This is a genomic window from Acinetobacter sp. L-24, assembly GCF_056857555.1.
In genome coordinates this window covers 267540-284942 of record NZ_JBSXNI010000044.1, presented here as the reverse complement: position 1 = coordinate 284942, position 17403 = coordinate 267540, and the positions used below count along the sequence as shown (strand labels likewise).

The following is a 17403-nucleotide window of genomic DNA, read 5'->3' as shown; positions in this document are numbered from 1 at the left end:
AAACCCAGCTTAAGTGCTGATAAAGTTTGCCGTCACGTTAATGCTGATGGCCAGAATGGTGGTATTGAATCCGTAAGCCAAAAGCAAATGTAGGGTATTCAAGACTCGCATGGATTGGCAAGTAATGGATACATCTGCAGTTTGCGCAGAAGTCCCGATGATATAACTAAAATACAAAAAGTCTGGATAAGTCGGTCTGGTGGTATTGGGGAAATCCAGTCCACCTTGTTGCTGTTTGTCGAGCGCCAAATAAAAGTCATGTGCATAATGAATTGCAAAAATCGTATGCATCAAGAACCAGGCTGAAATAATGGTCAGAACTGACAAGATTAAATGACCGGTTCGGATGGTAGTATCTTTAGGTAAGTGATTAATTTCAATAATAATCGCTATAAAACACATGATGAGGGTGGTGATCACCAGAAACAGAATGATCCATTTGCTGGCATCCTGTTGCATGGCGCGTTGCAGGATATGAGCATGATCAATACGCCAGAGTTTTTTATGGTCAATAATAAATAAACGTAAATTGCGATATTCCAGCTGATCAACAGGCAGCTTGACCAGCTCAAAGGGGTGAGGGCTTGTAAAACCAGATAAAATCCAACGATTGCTGGGAAAATAATAAAGAAATACAGACGGGATTGAAGTGCCGTTTTTATAGATTGAAGAAACTGCATCATGTCATTTATATTTATTTTGCTGATTTCTCAAGATCCTAGCACAGAACCGTTTGCAATAAAGAAGATTGCAACGGTCTGAGTTATTTCCTCTACGACATTTCATCCTAAAGGTGTCGAACTGATTCGAGTTGAGTCATTTGACTGCGCGGATCGCGTAGCAGGCGTCATTATCTCAATAGATTTTTTCTGAACTGATGTTTAAACGGATTGAGCGGGTTGTTGGATTGCAGTGCCATAAGCAAAGACTTCCACCATGCCACCTTGCATACCGAGTTCAGTCGTGCTGAGCCGAATGCCCATAATCTGAGTCGCACCAATTTTTTCGGCTTCCAGTTTTAAACGTACAATCGCTTCACGTCGTGCGCGTTCTACTACACTTTCATAGCTGGTCAGACGGCCACCCAGCATATTCTGCACATTGGCAATCGCATATTTAAAATAATCATGGGAAATGACCACATTGCTGCTGATCATCTGTCCGGAATATTCAGACACAACGAAGCGGCTATTGTTCACCCGGATATAGGCCAGACGTTGTTCCTGTTCATCCAGATAACGAAAATGTTTACGTTCGTTATAACGACCAAAGCCGAAACCGACACTAAACAGAATGGCAAAAATGATGATCTGGAGAATTAAACCATCCATGTTTTAATCTGCCTGCGGAAAAGGGTCGGGCAATTTTGGCATGATCGGATCAACCACTACGGCTGTCCCATAAACAAAGAGTTCAGAAGCACCTTGGGCAATATTAGAGGTCGAGAAACGTATGCCGACAATTGCATTGGCACCCATGCTGCGGGCTTTTTCAATCATGCGGTTCATGGCTTCCTGACGGGATTCTTCCAGCAGTTCAGTATAGGCGGTAAGCTCACCACCGACAATATTTTTCAGGCCGGCCAGTAAGTCACGTCCGACATGTTTGCTGCGTACGGTACTGCCATACACCACATCAATTTGCTGGCGAATGGTATGTCCCGGTACAGATTCCAGATTGCTAATTAACATGTGCATGTTTTCTAAATAAATCGCTAGTCTATGACAATAGGAAAACTGCCTTGAAAATGCAATAAAAAAAGCCCACTGAAGTGAGCTTTTCTTGATCTATCTGGAATTTATTGCGCTGGTTGTTCTGCCGCACGGCGCTGTTCAGACACAGACGGTGTGTTCAGCAAGGTATCCGTCGTATTGACTTTCAAGCCGCCCCCCAGGGTTTTGTAGACTTCAACCTGATTGTTCAGATTGGCCTGTTCAAGCAATAACAAACCTTGTTCTGCTGCATAAGACGCACGCTGTGCATCCAGTACAGTCAGATAGCTGTCAATTCCGGCGCGGAAACGTGCCTGTGACAAGCGATAGGTGGTGTTGGTTGCTTCGACCAGACGGCGCTGAGCTGCAAGACGGTCACCAATATTCTGACGTACTGCCAAGGCATCATTCACTTCACGGAAAGCAGTCTGAATCGACTTTTCGTAATCTGACAAGGCAATTTGCTGATCGGTTTCAGAAATACGGATATTGGCCTGACGGGTACCCCAATCAAAAATTGGAATATCCAGACTCGGACCAAATGACCAGGCAAAACTACCTGATTTAAACAGGTCGCCTAAATCAGTAGAGGCATAACCTGCTGAACCGGTCAAACTAATTGTCGGGAACAGACGTGCACGTGCTGCCGCAATATTGGCACCTGCCGCAGACAGGCGGTATTCTGCTGCACGAACATCTGGACGGTTGATCAATAGATCACTTGGCAAGCCTGAACCCAATGCAGTATTGGAAGTGATGCGGGTCACGCGTTGTGCTGGTAATAAATTCGCAGGCACTTGCTGACCGACCAGCAGGTTTAACAGGTTTTGTGCCTGTGCCACCTGAGTGCGGTAATTCGCAACATCATTACGTGCTGTTTCAACCGAAATTTGCGCCTGACGCACTGGAAGCTCGCTGTCGATCCCGACATCAAAACGTTTTTTGTTCAGATTAAAAGATTCAAGCTGAGCTTTCAGCGTTTGCTCAGCCAAAGTCAGATTGGCATTGGCAAACGAGTAGCTGAGCCAAGCCTGAGACACCTGACCAATTAAGGCAATTTGCGTCGCATCTCGAGCACTTTGGGTCGCCAGGAAACTATCCAGCGCATTGTCACGCAAGCTGCGGACACGTCCCCAAAAATCCAGTTCATACGCAGTTACACCCAGTCCGACATTATAAGTCGTCACTGCACCGCGATTCTGCGAATTCATGGTGTCCTGGCGCAATACGCTACCACTGGCACCAATCGTCGGTAACTGGTTGTTTTCAGTAATCTGATACTGTTGCTGAGCTCGTTGAATATTGAGGGCAGCAATACGCAAATCACGGTTATTGTTTAATGCCAGATCCAGCACCTGTAACAGGCGCTGATCGGCAAAAAAGTTTTTATAACCTTGTTCTGCTACAGAAGTACCAGACGCATTGGTATAGCTGCTCGGGATATCTGCCTGCGCAACCGGCTCTGGACTGCGCATACTTTGACAGGCTGTCAAAGCAAGCGCAAGGGCAGATACCGCAATGCTACGACCTGTAATAGACCATACATTTTGCATTACGACTTATACTCCTGATTTTGTTGTTTTGGTTTGTATTTAAAGACACTTCGAATCCACACGTAGAATACCGGGATAAAGAAGATACCTAACAAGGTCGAGCTGATCACGCCGCCGAGTACACCATAACCGACTGAGTGCTGGCTACCTGCACCCGCACCTGAAGCCAGAGCAAGAGGTAATACACCAAAACCAAAGGCCAATGTGGTCATGATAATTGGACGTAAACGCATTTTTGCCGCATGCAAGGTCGCTTCAAATAACTCTTCACCTTGTTCCTGCAATTCTTTCGCAAACTCGACAATCAAGATCGCGTTTTTCGCAGAAAGACCAATCACGGCAATAATCGCCACCTGGAAGTAAATGTTATTCGACAGGTTCGGGTTTTGCAGCAGCACCATTCCACCAAAGGTAAGTAATAATGCACCGACAATACCCAATGGGACCACCAGTAGAACCGAGAACGGAATCGACCAGCTTTCATATAGGGCTGCCAGACATAGGAAGACGATCAGCAGTGACAAGGCATACAGGAACGGCGCCTGTGCACCAGATTCACGCTCTTCCAAAGACAGACCTGTCCATTCGAAGTCGAAACCTTGCAAGCCCATTTCTGGTAACTTCGCTACAATTTCTTCCATGGCCACCATTGCGTCGCCCGAGCTGATACCCGGAGCAGGTGTACCCTGAATGTTCATGGACGATACGCCGTTATAACGCTCAAGACGTGGAGAACCGTAGGTCCATTCGCCTGTGGCAAACGCCGAGAATGGCACCATTTCACCGCGGTTATTACGCACATACCATTGGTCCAGATCTTCCGGCATCATACGCGAGCCAGCTTCACCCTGAACATAGACTTTCTTGACACGACCGCGATCAATGAAGTCATTGATATACGAACCGCCCCAAGCTATACCCATGGTACTGTTAATTTCAGCAACACTCACGCCCAATGCACCGGCTTGTGCATGATCGACAATGACACGGTACTGTGGAGTATCTTCCTGACCATTCGGACGCACACCAGCCAGACGCGAGTCTTGTGCTGCTAGACCGAGGATCGTATTACGTGCTGCCAGGAGCTGGTCATGACTTTGACCACTTGCAGCTTTGAGCTGTAAGTTAAAGCCAGACGACACACCCAGTTCAGGCATTGCAGGTAATTGTAGCGGCATGATGTAAGACGCATCTTTGACAATCATGTTTAGCGCCATACCACGTTGAATAATGGCACCGACTTGAGATTCCGGACTGTGACGCTCTGACCAGTCTTTCAACTTAATGAAAGCCAGACCTGCATTTTGTCCCACACCCGTGAAGGAGAAACCTGCCACACTAAAGACGGATTCTACATGCTCTTTCTCGTTTTCCAAGAAATAGTTGGTCATGGTGCTGACCACTTTGTCGGTACGTTCCAAGGTTGCATTTGGCGGTAACTGAACCAGCGTCATGACCACGCCCTGGTCTTCATCCGGTAGGAACGAAGAAGGCAGTTTCTGGAACAACAGCACAATAATACCCAGTACCACGGCATACACCACACCTGAGAAAATCTTGCTGTGGGTCATGCGGTTGACGCCGCCCTGATATTTCACAGAGACCTTGTCAAAACTGCTATTAAACCAGCGGAAGAAACGCGCAAAAATACCATTACTTTCCGGCTTGTTCGGATCATGCTGTTTCAGCAGGGTCGCACACAGGGCAGGAGTAAAGGTTAAGGCAACCACCAGTGACAAGACCATCGCTGTTACCAGCGTAATCGAGAACTGGCGATAAATGACCCCGGTGGTTCCACCGAAGAAAGCCATTGGAACGAATACTGCCGACAGCACCGAGGTAATACCAATCAATGCGCCAGAAATCTGTTTCATAGATTTTTCAGTTGCAGCAACCGGATCCAGATGTTCTTCCACCATGACCCGTTCGACGTTCTCGACCACAACAATCGCGTCATCGACCAGAAGACCAATCGCCAATACCATGGCAAACATGGTCAGGGTATTAATCGAGAAGCCAAAGATGTTAATGACGGCAAATGTACCCAATACTACGACTGGAACTGCCATGGTTGGAATGATGGTGGCACGCCAGTTCTGCAAGAACAGGAACATCACCAGGAATACTAGAATAATCGCTTCGATCAGAGTTTTAACTACACTCTTAATCGACAGTTCAATAAATGGTGTTGTATCAAACGCCAGTTGGTCGACCATGCCTTGCGGATAGTTCGGACGTAACTGTTTTAAGCGTTCTTCAACCGCTTGTGCGGTATCCAGGGCATTGGCGCCAGTCGCAAGCTTGATTGCTACACCACCAGCCGGTTTGCCATTAAATTTAGAATCAAACTGATAGTTATCTGCACCGAGTTCAACTCGTGCAACATCACCTAAGCGAACCTGCGCACCAGAAGTGGCATTTTTCAGGAAGATATTGCTGAACTGTTCCGGCGTTTGTAACAGACTTTGAGCCGTTACCGTCGCATTTAACACTTGTCCTTGAACTGCAGGCGCACCACCCAACTGACCTACCGCAACCTGTGCATTCTGGGTACGGATTGCAGTAGCAATATCACTTGGCGTTACTTGCAGGCTGGCCATCTTGGCTGGATCCAGCCAGATACGCATCGCATAAGAACCACCAAAGACCTGAACTTCACCGACCCCGGCCACACGGCTTAAAGGCTCAGCAATATTCGAGTTCACATAGTCTTTGATGTCATCTGCGGTCAGGCTGCTATCAGGCGAATAGAATGCCAAAACTTGCAGGAAGCTGGCACCCGATTTGGTCACCCGCACACCCTGACGCTGTACATCTTCAGGCAGCAGGGCAGTCGCAGACTGTAATTTGTTTTGAACCTGAACCTGTGCGATATCAGGATCGACACCCTGGTCAAAATTCAAGGAAATAGACGAAGAGCCGTTACCCGCACTGTTAGACGAGATATAGCGCAAGCCATCCATACCGTTCATCTGCTGCTCGATGATCTGGGTCACTGTATTTTCAACAGTTTCAGCAGATGCACCCGGATAAGTCGCAGAAATCGTCACGGTCGGTGGCGCGATGGTTGGATATTGTGCAATCGGCATTTTGCTGATGGTTAAAATACCCGCCAGCATAATCACCAATGCAATCACCCATGCGAAAATCGGGCGATGAATAAAGAATTGAGCCATGAACCATTACTCCTTATGCATTTGCAGCAGGTTTTTGTTCAGGTTTCTCTTTAGCATCATCTGCCTTTTTCTCGCTCGTTGCAGGCTGTTGCGGTGCAGCACCTTGTGGCGCAGCAGCTTGAGGTTGATAAGGTTTTGGTACAACTTGCTGTTCAGGTTTTACTTTCGCAATACCATCTACAATCACTTTATCGCCTGGATTCAGACCTTCAGTCACAATCCAGTTGCTGCCTTGGGAACCAACGGTAGTCACTGGACGTGGCGTCACTTTATTGTCAGCACCGACCAGCATCGCCATCGCCTGACCTGTTGGGGTACGGGTCAAAGCTGCTTGCGGAATCAGGAACGCATTCGGTACTTCACCCTGTACGATTTGTGCAGTGGCAAACATACCTGGCAGAAGCAGGTGATTTTTGTTCGGGAATACCGCACGTAAAGTCACGGTACCTGTTTCCGGGTTCACGCTGGCATCAGAAAATGCAAGACGGCCTTCAACCGGGTAGATACTGCCATCTTCAAGCTTCAACTTGACTTTGGTGTTGTTCGAGCTGTTCAAGCTGCCTTGGTTAAGCTGTTGACGTAAACGTAAAAGCTCGGCACTTGACTGGTTAATATCTACATAGATTGGATCTAGACGTTGAATCGTCACCAATGGCTCTGGCTGATTTGCTGTCACCAAAGCACCCGCCGTCACAGACGAACGGTTGGTCTGGCCCGAAATCGGAGCACGTACAGTCGAATAGCCCAAGTTGATTTCTGCATTACGCAAAGTTGCGCGATTGGCATTCAAATCAGCTTCAGCCAATTTGACCTGTGCCGCGATATCATCATATTCCTGTTTGGAAATGGCATTGGTACCGACCAGTTGACGGTAACGGCCTTCCTTCACACGCAATACGCCCAGATTGGCTTCAGCACGGGCAATCGCTGCACGGGCATTGTCTACTGTAGTGCGGTTGGTGCTTGAATCGATTTCATATAAGGCCTGACCTTCACGCACATAGCTGCCTTCCGTGAACAAGCGTTTAAGCACCACGCCACTGGCTTGTGGACGTACGTCTGAAATTTCAAATGCTGTTGTACGACCTGAGAGCTCTACAGACTGCTCTACACTTTGCGGTTGTGCAACAAGAACACCGACTTCAGTCGGTGGCATTTGTTGTTGAGCACCAGCTTGCTGGCCCTCTTTAGGATCTTTGCTACAACCAACAAGTGCAAGACTTGTTGCCAATGCGCAAGCAGTCAGGGCAGGTGCCCAAAGCTTTGCAGACATCATTATTCCACCTCTAATTAGATTTATATCTAAATTTTCTTATTTGTGAGCCGCGCAATATCTGATCCAGACCATATACCACAACGAAATCCAAATAAAACTGATACTCCAGCCGGATATGACATCTGAAGGAAAATGTACGCCCAGATAAACTCTTGAGATCCCCATCATCAGCATCCATACCACTGCACCGATCACGATGAGGGTATAACGGGAATGTTGCCGATGGATGTAAATTGCCAAACAAGCCAGACAAGCCGCATATAGACTATGGGCACTTGGAAAGGAACTTCCAAAGCTTTCAACCAGATGCAAGGATTCTGGTGGTCGGGGTCGGGCAATTGCAAATTTCAACAGCCAAGCTAGGAGAATTCCTCCGATAATTCCGATACATATAAAAATTGCGTTTGTATACTTTTTATACCACAGCAATGCAATACACCATAGTGTGGATAAAAATAATACAAATGGCATGCCACCTATTAGGGATAAGGACTGAGTAATTTGATTCCAAAACTCGGTGCGATACAGACTCATCCATTCCACAGCCTGCAAGTCGAGCTTGCTTAAAGCGAGAATATTCAGGATGAACACACTGAAAATTAAAAATAAAATACCGACAAAAAGTAACAAGTAATGCATGCCAAAAATCCTTGTTCTTTTAACCGTTCGCAGATCGGCCAATTGTCTGAAGCAAAGTGTACTTGTCAGTACACTTTTTTTCAAGTGTGCGTATTTTATGCGAATTCCATTTTTTTCGTAAGGAATTTGTTGCTAAATATAGTGTAATTATCTCAGTTTTGAGTTTTTGTCGATGTATGATTTTCGTCAATTTCAATGATTTGCTTGGGTGGCCAGAAGAAATCACTAGGTCGGGTCAGGAAGTGCGTCATGACCAGTTTTGCCAAAGGTTTCCACTGTTCAAAACGCACCCGGCGTGCGCGTAAGGCTACAATAATCGTCAGAGTGAAACTGACAAACAAGTTGGTCAGGCCAATGAGTAACACACCCAGAAAAGACACTACGATCAAGCCGATATCGGGACCATTGATCGTAATTAGACCCTGAATAAAGTTGGCAGAGGCAAAGGCGATATGGCGAATATCCAGTGGCAGACCGAGAATAAAACCAATGGTGCCCATACTGCCGAGCATGATCCCGAAAATAAAATTACCCGCCAGTGCACCCAGATTACGTTCAATATAGTCAGCAAAACGGTAAAGACGCTCTTGCCCCATCAGCTGCGATAAATGCACATGGGCTTTCAGTCGCGGGCCGACTTTGCGATAAACGGCCATATTGTCAAAATAACCGGCCAATAATCCGGACAGGAATAAACATACTCCGGCAATCGCTGCATGTGGAATCGCCAATGAAGTAAACGGATTCAGGTCATGCAGGGTTTTGGCAGCCTTGGCATGATTCATTAAAGGTTCATGCAGCGCAAAATCCCACAGCAGGGTAATCAATGCTGCTACGGGAATTGCAATAGAAATATTGCCCAAAATGGCGACAAACTGGGTGCGGATGATATTTACAATCAGCGCAGCCAGCTCGGCAATCTGAGCCATTTTCGAGCCTTTACGCTGCTGTACGGTAGCCGCCAGTGCAGCGGCAGTCATCGCCGGCTGTTTGGTTGCCACGGTAAAATGCAGCACATGAATCAGCATAAAGCCCAGCGAATAGTTCATGCTATAGCTAAAGGCCTGCATCAAAGGGGCCATGGTGAGGCGTGTCATCAGAACTTTTAAGGTGGCCATTGTCGCGATGATGGCACCAGCACCTGCAGCCGATTTGTACATGGCCAGAAAGCCTTGCTTGTCGGTACTTACATAATGTTCACCGGTCTTGCTGGCATTTTCAGTCACTTGTAAAGCCAAAAGTTCACTATTGGTGGCCAGCAGGGCCCGCACACTGCGTTCACTATAAATTGCTTCAGTAATGTCCGCCATAAACAGGCCAATGGATTGATAACGCAGATCATCGTCATCCATGACCATATTCAGCAGAATTTCGACCCGTTCCAGACACTGTTCCAGCAGTGCCAGCATATAGGTCAGGCTGACACTGACACCAGTCCGCTTGGTAGAACGGCGAATCTTGGCCACGACATCATGACATTGTTCCAGCATCACCAGCGCTTGCGACGCATCGGGGGGCGTGATCGAATCGACTAGAGTGACTGTGTTATAGCGTTTTTTATATTCCTGAATAAACTCGTTAATCTCACGATTCTGTACCAGAAAAGGAGATTCATATTCCATCAGTTCAGGCTGGGCATTAATAAATTCAGGGTGCAGACCAATACCACTGATCCGGTAAGACAAAATAGTCAGTGCCTTGATTAGCTGGTCTTTGATTCGGGTTTTTTCAGGCTGATTGGAATGTCCCTGATTCAGGACTGCAAATAAACGTTGCCAGTCATCTTCATCAAAATAATCCAGCCAGTATTTATCGGTACGCTGATAAAAAACCTTGCGAAATAATTCCTGGAGTTGTTGATGGTCAGGAATCAGCGGCAAGACATGTGCACCAAGGCGCTGGTTTAGCTGGTTCCAGAATCCATCCAGAGATAAAATGCCGGTATCGGAAAAGAGGCCGGTCTGTTTATAGCGATTAATGATCCGCAGAGTAAAGGTTTGAAGCGTGGCAACCGCATTCGGGGTGAGTAATAAAGCCCGAATAAATGCATTGAATTTCGCTTCGATCTCTTCGGTATTTCTGCTGTCTTCAGGTCTGATTCTTTCAACCAGTTCAATCAGAAGATTTTCATCCAGCACCGCCCGAGGTTGTTCAAGCTGGTGCTGCATGTTTTGGAAAAGATCTAGAAAATTGATATGCATAGGCGAGTTTAAAAGTTACTGAATTCGGTGTAGGGCCAGTTTGGCCAGATTAATCAGGGCCTGACGATATTCGGAGTCAGGTAATGCCTGCAAGGCATCAATTGCAATTTCAGTTTCTTCAGTGGCACGTTGACGGCAATAATCCAGCGCACCAGATTCATTGACAATTTGAATGACCTGTTCCAGATGTTCCGTACCGCCAGTCGCAATACTGCGACGGATGATTTCATGTTGCTCACCGGTGGTGTTTTTCAGTGCCGCAATCAATGGCAGGGTAGGCTTGCCTTCCATGAGATCATCACCGATATTTTTGCCGAGCGTGTCCGCGTCGGAGGTGTAATCTAAAATGTCATCAATAATCTGGAAAGCATTGCCGAAATGTCCGGCAAAGGTTTTTAAAGGCTGACGGAATTCGTTTTTGTCCGACAAAATGGCAGCACCTTCTGTTGCCAGTTCAAACAGGCGCGAGGTCTTGCCATGAATAATATTCAAATAAGTCGCTTCAGTGGTTTCCGGCTGATGCTGGGATTGTAGTTGCAGCACTTCACCTTCAGCAATTTCACAGGTACCGGTCGAAAAATCTTTGAGCAACACCATGTTGTTCAGATCGACCAGCAAATCAAAAGCACGTGAAATCAGAAAGTCACCCACCAAAACCGCAGTCTGGTTATTCCAGGTAGCATTGGCCGTTGGGCGGCCGCGACGCAGACCGGATTCATCTACCACATCATCATGCACCAGTGTTGCGGTATGCAGCATTTCAATAATTGCAGCCAGTTTACGGTGCGGTTCTAAATTTTCAGCACCACACGCCTTGGCGGCCAAAAGACACATAATCGGGCGCATACGTTTGCCACCCGCTTCCACTACGTGTTTGCTGACGGCCATCACTAATGCAACTTTTGAGGTAATTCCTTCATTAATGAATGTGTCCATCGCAGCAAAGTCGTTAGCAACAGGAGCGAGAATGTCTTGCTTAAAGTCGATGGTCATGTGAAAGAAAACCTCTAGTCTGGTAAATCGCTGGGCGTAGTTTAACAATTTATAACATGAGTGAAACCTAAGAAATGCATAAACTCCACTAAAAATCAGCTTTTTATAGATCTTATGTAGATTCGATCCATATTTCGAGCCATAAAAATCAGGAAAGGTCAGGGGGCGTGGCCCTATTCGTCAGGCTGAGTATATTAATCAAACTAGCCGGATTTCTGCTGTATTATTTTGTTGCTGAATATATCTTGAGTATTTGATTTGATAGAAATTATTTAATAGTTAAATAATTAGCGCATCCTGCTCATTATTATTTCAGTAAAATGGCTTGTTGTTTTTTTGAATATCCCTTAAAATCCTCGCCCTTAGATATCCCCCCAGTGGCGTACGTCTTAAGTTCGATATATTCCTTTATCGGCACGACGACACGGGCTTGTTTGGAGTACATTATGTACGCAGTAATCCAAAGCGGTGGTAAACAGCACCGTGTAGTTGAGGGTGAAACCCTTAAAGTAGAATTATTGAAAGCTGAAACTGGCGCGACTATTACGTTTGATGACGTATTGATGCTTGTTAACGGTGAAAGCATTCAAATCGGTGCTCCAGTTGTTGCTGGTGCTACTGTAACTGCTGAAGTAGTTAGCCATGGTCGTCACGACAAAATCCGCATCATCAAAATGCGTCGTCGTAAACACTACCGTAAACAACAAGGTCACCGTCAATGGTTCACTGAGTTGAAAATTACAGCTATTTCAGGCTAATTACGAGGAGTAAATAGACATGGCAACTAAAAAAGCCGGTGGTTCGACTAAGAACGGTCGTGATTCGAATCCTAAGATGTTAGGTGTTAAAGTTTACGGTGGTCAAACTGTAACTGCAGGTAACATCATCGTTCGTCAACGTGGTACTGAATTCCACGCTGGTCAAAACGTTGGTATGGGTCGTGACCATACATTATTTGCTACTGCTGATGGCGTAGTAAAATTCGAAGTGAAAGGTCAATTTGGCCGTCGCTACGTATCTGTTGACGCGTAATCCGCTGAGATAGAAAAAAAGCCCACAGTTATTGTGGGTTTTTTTATGCCTGAAAATTAATGTTCAGATTAAGCGACATTCCATAATGTAAAAATTGTCCTGAAATCTTCATGATGATGAACAAAAAAACCAGTTTCGAATTAATAACAATACAAAAGTTCTTATTTTCTATCATTTTAGCTTTTAATTTTCGTTTAAGATGAGCTATCAAATAAATTGCGATCAAGCAAAATATAAGGGTGAAATTATGAATATGCTTCGTAAAACCGTCTGTGCTATGGCTCTGGGTGCAGTGACTTTAGCACCGGTGATGAGTACAACCGTGTTTGCTGCACCTGTGGCAGCTTCGGAGCAACAGGCAACAGCCAGTCTGGTCAAACAGCTCAATCATGTGCGTAGCATGACGGCAAATTTCGAACAAAGTACCAAGGTAACCAATCCAAGAGCGACCCAGAAAAAAGGTTTGACCGCACAACATATGAATCAAACCTTTAAAGGGGTGATGAAAGTTGAGCGTCCGGGTAAATTCTATTGGGAAACGACCGCACCGTCGAAGCAAGTCATTGCAACCACGGGTAAAACCGTATGGATTTATGATCCTGACTTGCAACAAGCCGTTCGTCAAAGCTTAGATGAGCAGGTTGCTAATACACCGGCGTTATTGCTGTCAGGAAACACCAGCCAGATTATGCAGTCTTACCGGGTGACTCAGCCAAATAAAGGCAAAACCTATTACACGCTGTATCCTAAAAATACCGATGGTGTGTTTGAAAGCCTGACCATTAGCTTTGGCGCAAACAAAGCACCAAGCTTGATGATCTTGCAGGATTCATTGGGACAAACCACCAATATCAAATTTAGCAATGTAAAAGTAAATAGCAGTATTCCAGCCTCTACCTTTAACTTTACCCCACCAAAAGGTACGGACATCATTGATCAATAAGCATCAATATGAACCAGATAAAAAAAGCAACCTTTCGAGGTTGCTTTTTTATTGCCGATCATCTGGATTGTTTTGGACAGACTACAAGGTTCAGCTATATCTAAACATGAGAGCATCTTAGAATAAATAAAAGTCGAGTCAATGAAATTGTAAAATTTTGGGAGCTCAGGATGAAAATTAATCTATTGAAAACTGCTGAAATTTACGCTGTCTTGTTACTCACTGTGGGTATGATGGGTTGTCAGCCTCACTCCAGCTCAGTGGCAACGCTCGCGCAAGCAGATCGGATTACGCAAATTGAAGCCAAGACCGTTCCTGTGAAAGGGGCAGCCAAAGTGGTGTGTGAACTGGAAGGTTGCGTACGCTTCGATCTACAAACGGTGGACAGTAATATTGACTGGATTGATCAATATTTTATTGAGCGCATTCAGCATACCGAACCTGTTGCATTCACCAAGGTCACCCAGAAAAATCCTAAAAAAGCCGATGAGCCGCATTATCTGGATCAGCGCTTTATCAAGGTAGAATTTATTGGTCAGCGTGCTTATTTGGCGACTTTTTCCTTAAAAAGCTCCAATCTGGCGAGGAGTAAAAATGCTTCTCTGAAACATGTGGAATATATCAATTTTGATCTAAAGCAGAGAAAGCGTTTGGCCTTGTCTCAACTATTATTAAATGGCGGTGAGCAGAAACTGCTGAATGCAATGTATCAAGCCAATACTCAATGGCTGAATGCGCAAAGGATTCAACAACAGCAGTTAAAACTGAGTGATAACTATTATTTTGATACAACAGGTCTGGTGATGGTGTATCCGGCAGGAGAACTAGCTCCCGCAGCAACAGGAATGCCTGAATTAAAAGTGTCCTATGCGGATTTAAATGAAGTGATTCGCCCTGAATATTTAGCCATTTTGCAGCAGACAGCTTCCTAAATATTGTGCTAATAGGACGCAGCTAGGGTCAGGGTCACTGTATTTTTTGACGTTAAGAGCTTACACTATAGCCAGTTTTTTTCTTCTGCAAAGATTGATTATGATCGACCCGAAATTACTCAGAAATAATATTGAGGCTGTAAATGTAGCCTTGGCAAAACGTGGTGTTCAACTCAATGTTGAAGAGTGGGCGTCCCTAGAAGCACGCCGTAAAGAGATTCAGTCCAAGACAGAAACCCTGCAAGCTGAACGTAATGCCGGTGCCAAACAAGTCGGTCAAATTAAAAAAGCAGGTGGCGACGCATCTGAAATCATGACACGCATGTCTGCGATTGGTGATGAAATCAAAGCGGCTGAAGCAGCACTGGCTGAACTGCAAGCTGAGCTTGAAGAAAAATTACTGTCTATTCCAAACTTGCCCGATGAAGCTGTGCCTGAAGGTAAAGACGAAAGTGATAACGTGGAAATCCTGAAATGGGGTACACCGCGTGAATTTGATTTCGAAATCAAAGATCATACGGATCTAGGCGAAATGATGGGCGGTCTGGAATTTGAAACCGCGACCAAATTAACCGGTTCACGTTTTAGTGTACTAAAAGGTTCATTAGCACGTTTACAACGTGCCATTACCCAGTTCATGCTAAATACGCATACTGATCAAAATGGTTATACCGAAGCCTATGTGCCTTATCTGGTCAATGCAGATTCATTGCGTGGGACTGGTCAGCTGCCTAAATTTGAAGAAGATCTGTTTAGGCTGCAGGGCGAAAAAGAGTTTTATCTGATTCCAACTGCTGAAGTGCCAGTGACGAATTTCGTACGTGATGAAATTATTGATGCAGACCGTCTGCCATTGAAATATGCAGCGCATACACCATGTTTCCGTAGTGAAGCAGGTTCTTATGGTCGTGATACCCGCGGTTTGATCCGTCAGCACCAATTCGACAAAGTCGAAATGGTTCAGATTGTAAAACCTGAAACTTCGATGCAAGTGCTTGAAGAATTGACTGGCCATGCTGAAGGCATTTTGCAAGCACTCGGACTTCCATATCGTAAAATTTTACTTTGTGGTGGTGACATGGGCTTTGGTGCGACCAAGACTTATGACTTGGAAGTCTGGGTACCAAGCCAAAATACCTACCGTGAAATTTCTTCATGCTCAAACATGGGGGATTTCCAGGCGCGTCGTATGAAAGCGCGTTACCGTGCTGATCAGAAGAAAACTGAATTTGTGCATACCTTGAATGGTTCAGGTCTGGCCGTGGGTCGTACTTTACTTGCAGTGATGGAAAACTATCAACGTGCCGATGGCTCCATTGAGATTCCTGAAGTATTACGTCCATATATGTGTGGTGCGACTTATATCGACTAATTGTCGATCTCAGCATCCCTAAATGTGCATGAAAATTGCATAGACAGTCAGATTTAAAATTTTGAGGTAGTTCGTGGATATTTTTCCAATCTCGTTAAAGTTGCAACAGCAACCTTGTCTGATTGTCGGTGGTGGACATATTGCATACCGTAAAGCACTTTTACTTCAAAAAGCAGGTGCGATCATTCATGTGATTGCGCCTGAAATTGAAGAGAGTCTGCTGCGAATTGTGCAAAATAGCCAAGGACAATATGTGCAGGCGGCTTTTCATCCTGAAGTTGCATTACGTCCATATCGACTGGTAATTGCGGCAACTGACGATGCGGAAACCAATCGTCAGGTCTTTGAACTGTGTGAAGCGGAAAATGTCCTGGTCAATAGCGTCGATGATCCACCGCATTGCCGCTTTATGGTTCCTGCGATTATTGACCGTTCACCGTTAGTTATTTCTGTAGCCAGTAACGGTACTTCACCGGTGCTATCCCGCCAGATTCGTACCCAGCTAGAAACCACTATTCCGCATGGAATGGGCAAGCTGGCTGAGTTTTCAGGAAAATGGCGCAGTGCGGTTAAGGCTAAAATAGTCAATCCGGATGAACGCCGTATTTTCTGGGAAGATTTATATGCCAGTCCGCTAAAAGAACAGGTGTTCAACGACAATATCGCGGAAGCAGATCGCCTGATCGAGCAAGCATTACAAGAGTGGCAAAAGCCAAAAGGTGAAGTCTACTTGGTCGGTGCGGGTCCGGGTGATCCAGAATTGTTGACCTTAAAAGCCTTACGTTTGATGCAGCAAGCCGATGTGGTGATTTACGATCGTCTGGTTTCAGCACCAATTATGGATCTATGTCGTCGTGATGCGGAAAAGATCTATGTGGGTAAGGCACGTTCCAATCATGCGGTTCCGCAAGATGGAATTAATGCCTTGTTGGTGAAATATGCCAGTGAAGGAAAGCGGGTTTGTCGTCTGAAAGGCGGTGATCCATTTATCTTCGGGCGTGGCGGTGAAGAGATTGAAGAGCTATTTGCTGCTGGAATTACTTTCCAGGTGGTTCCAGGGATTACCGCAGCTTCAGGATGTTCAGCCTATGCCGGTATTCCATTAACCCATCGTGATTATGCGCAAAGTGTGCGTTTCCTGACCGGGCACTTAAAAGAAGGTTCGCCAGAATTGCCTTGGAGTGAGTTGGTCTATGAAAACCAGACCTTAGTGCTTTATATGGGGCTGGTTGGACTGGAGAAAATCTGTGCAGAATTAATCGCTCATGGTCAGCGAGCCGACATGCCAGTGGCCTTGGTTTCTAAAGGTACGACGCCTGAACAGAAAGTTGTAGTAGGAACGCTTGCTGATATTGCATCCAAAGTGTCCGAACATCAGATTCAAGCCCCGACTTTGACCATTATTGGTGAAGTTGTACGCTTACGTGAACAATTGCAATGGCATGAGCGAGAATAAGCAAAGCACTGCTTTGCCCGAGCGCAAGACGAAGGCTGTGCCTGAAGTAAGAGGATAAGCAAAGCACTGCTTTGTCCGAGCGCAAGACGAAGGCTGTGCCTGAAGTAAGAGGATAAGC

Annotated in this window: 14 protein-coding genes and 1 pseudogene; 6 read left to right on the top strand and 9 right to left on the bottom strand. The window is 45.7% G+C overall.

The genetic code is table 11. The features are described from left to right. Window positions 1-9: 9 nt before the first annotated feature. The 9 genes and pseudogenes from AC13CK_RS12940 to sdsA all read right to left on the bottom strand — a co-directional run bounded on the left by AC13CK_RS12940 (window position 10) and on the right by sdsA (window position 11550). A pseudogene (locus AC13CK_RS12940) lies at window positions 10-683 on the bottom strand (DUF1345 domain-containing protein). 198 nt (window positions 684-881) lie between these two features. After that, window positions 882-1331, bottom strand: coding sequence for a YbjQ family protein (locus AC13CK_RS12935; RefSeq protein WP_253172353.1), 450 nt, complete (start codon window positions 1329-1331; stop codon window positions 882-884). Between the two features lie 3 nt (window positions 1332-1334). Further along, the gene (locus AC13CK_RS12930) at window positions 1335-1691 is read right to left on the bottom strand and encodes a YbjQ family protein (RefSeq protein WP_425878763.1); all 357 of its coding nucleotides are present in this window, start codon (window positions 1689-1691) and stop codon (window positions 1335-1337) included. Between the two features lie 107 nt (window positions 1692-1798). Then, on the bottom strand, window positions 1799-3265 hold the full coding sequence (gene adeK / locus AC13CK_RS12925; protein ID WP_482831246.1) for a multidrug efflux RND transporter AdeIJK outer membrane channel subunit AdeK: 1467 nt from the start codon (window positions 3263-3265) through the stop codon (window positions 1799-1801). Further along, a complete protein-coding gene (locus AC13CK_RS12920) occupies window positions 3265-6441 on the bottom strand; it encodes an efflux RND transporter permease subunit (protein WP_482831245.1) in 3177 nt (1058 codons plus the stop codon). The genes adeK and AC13CK_RS12920 overlap by 1 nt, the downstream gene beginning before the upstream one ends. 13 nt (window positions 6442-6454) lie before the next feature. Then, the gene (locus AC13CK_RS12915; RefSeq protein ID WP_004280644.1) at window positions 6455-7717 is read right to left on the bottom strand and encodes an efflux RND transporter periplasmic adaptor subunit; all 1263 of its coding nucleotides are present in this window, start codon (window positions 7715-7717) and stop codon (window positions 6455-6457) included. 36 nt (window positions 7718-7753) lie between these two features. Next, entirely contained in the window at window positions 7754-8356 is a 603-nt protein-coding gene (locus tag AC13CK_RS12910; protein ID WP_482831244.1) for a phosphatase PAP2 family protein, read from the bottom strand. Window positions 8357-8508: 152 nt separating this feature from the next. Further along, entirely contained in the window at window positions 8509-10557 is a 2049-nt protein-coding gene (locus AC13CK_RS12905; RefSeq protein WP_482831243.1) for a site-specific recombinase, read from the bottom strand. A gap of 15 nt (window positions 10558-10572) precedes the next feature. Further along, window positions 10573-11550 (bottom strand): All-trans-nonaprenyl-diphosphate synthase, encoded by a 978-nt coding sequence (sdsA, locus tag AC13CK_RS12900; protein WP_005265900.1) that lies wholly within the window; start codon window positions 11548-11550, stop codon window positions 10573-10575. A gap of 446 nt (window positions 11551-11996) precedes the next feature. Between sdsA and rplU the strand changes: the two genes are divergently transcribed. The 6 genes from rplU to cysG all read left to right on the top strand — a co-directional run bounded on the left by rplU (window position 11997) and on the right by cysG (window position 17285). Further along, complete coding sequence (rplU, locus tag AC13CK_RS12895) at window positions 11997-12308, top strand: 50S ribosomal protein L21 (RefSeq protein ID WP_004280640.1); 312 nt, start codon at window positions 11997-11999, stop codon at window positions 12306-12308. A gap of 19 nt (window positions 12309-12327) precedes the next feature. Further along, window positions 12328-12582 (top strand): 50S ribosomal protein L27, encoded by a 255-nt coding sequence (gene rpmA, locus AC13CK_RS12890; protein WP_004280639.1) that lies wholly within the window; start codon window positions 12328-12330, stop codon window positions 12580-12582. 247 nt (window positions 12583-12829) lie between these two features. Continuing rightward, complete coding sequence (gene lolA, locus AC13CK_RS12885) at window positions 12830-13525, top strand: outer membrane lipoprotein periplasmic chaperone LolA (RefSeq protein ID WP_005106298.1); 696 nt, start codon at window positions 12830-12832, stop codon at window positions 13523-13525. 170 nt (window positions 13526-13695) lie between these two features. Further along, window positions 13696-14457 (top strand): RsiV family protein, encoded by a 762-nt coding sequence (locus tag AC13CK_RS12880; RefSeq protein ID WP_425878773.1) that lies wholly within the window; start codon window positions 13696-13698, stop codon window positions 14455-14457. 100 nt (window positions 14458-14557) lie between these two features. After that, a complete protein-coding gene (serS, locus tag AC13CK_RS12875; protein WP_425878775.1) occupies window positions 14558-15829 on the top strand; it encodes a serine--tRNA ligase in 1272 nt (423 codons plus the stop codon). Window positions 15830-15902: 73 nt separating this feature from the next. Continuing rightward, on the top strand, window positions 15903-17285 hold the full coding sequence (cysG, locus tag AC13CK_RS12870; protein WP_311203733.1) for a siroheme synthase CysG: 1383 nt from the start codon (window positions 15903-15905) through the stop codon (window positions 17283-17285). Window positions 17286-17403 lie beyond the last annotated feature (118 nt).

Excerpts from the sequence above, each read along its gene's own strand:
- sdsA (WP_005265900.1), bottom strand. The coding sequence starts at position 11,550 with ATGACCATCGACTTTAAGCAAGACATTCTCGCTCCTGTTGCTAACGAC.
- lolA (WP_005106298.1), top strand. The coding sequence starts at position 12,830 with ATGAATATGCTTCGTAAAACCGTCTGTGCTATGGCTCTGGGTGCAGTG.
- AC13CK_RS12930 (WP_425878763.1), bottom strand. The coding sequence starts at position 1,691 with ATGTTAATTAGCAATCTGGAATCTGTACCGGGACATACCATTCGCCAG.
- rplU (WP_004280640.1), top strand. The coding sequence starts at position 11,997 with ATGTACGCAGTAATCCAAAGCGGTGGTAAACAGCACCGTGTAGTTGAG.
- AC13CK_RS12910 (WP_482831244.1), bottom strand. The coding sequence starts at position 8,356 with ATGCATTACTTGTTACTTTTTGTCGGTATTTTATTTTTAATTTTCAGT.
- AC13CK_RS12920 (WP_482831245.1), bottom strand. The coding sequence starts at position 6,441 with ATGGCTCAATTCTTTATTCATCGCCCGATTTTCGCATGGGTGATTGCA.
- AC13CK_RS12935 (WP_253172353.1), bottom strand. The coding sequence starts at position 1,331 with ATGGATGGTTTAATTCTCCAGATCATCATTTTTGCCATTCTGTTTAGT.
- AC13CK_RS12880 (WP_425878773.1), top strand. The coding sequence starts at position 13,696 with ATGAAAATTAATCTATTGAAAACTGCTGAAATTTACGCTGTCTTGTTA.
- rpmA (WP_004280639.1), top strand. The coding sequence starts at position 12,328 with ATGGCAACTAAAAAAGCCGGTGGTTCGACTAAGAACGGTCGTGATTCG.
- AC13CK_RS12905 (WP_482831243.1), bottom strand. The coding sequence starts at position 10,557 with ATGCATATCAATTTTCTAGATCTTTTCCAAAACATGCAGCACCAGCTT.
- AC13CK_RS12915 (WP_004280644.1), bottom strand. The coding sequence starts at position 7,717 with ATGATGTCTGCAAAGCTTTGGGCACCTGCCCTGACTGCTTGCGCATTG.
- serS (WP_425878775.1), top strand. The coding sequence starts at position 14,558 with ATGATCGACCCGAAATTACTCAGAAATAATATTGAGGCTGTAAATGTA.
- adeK (WP_482831246.1), bottom strand. The coding sequence starts at position 3,265 with ATGCAAAATGTATGGTCTATTACAGGTCGTAGCATTGCGGTATCTGCC.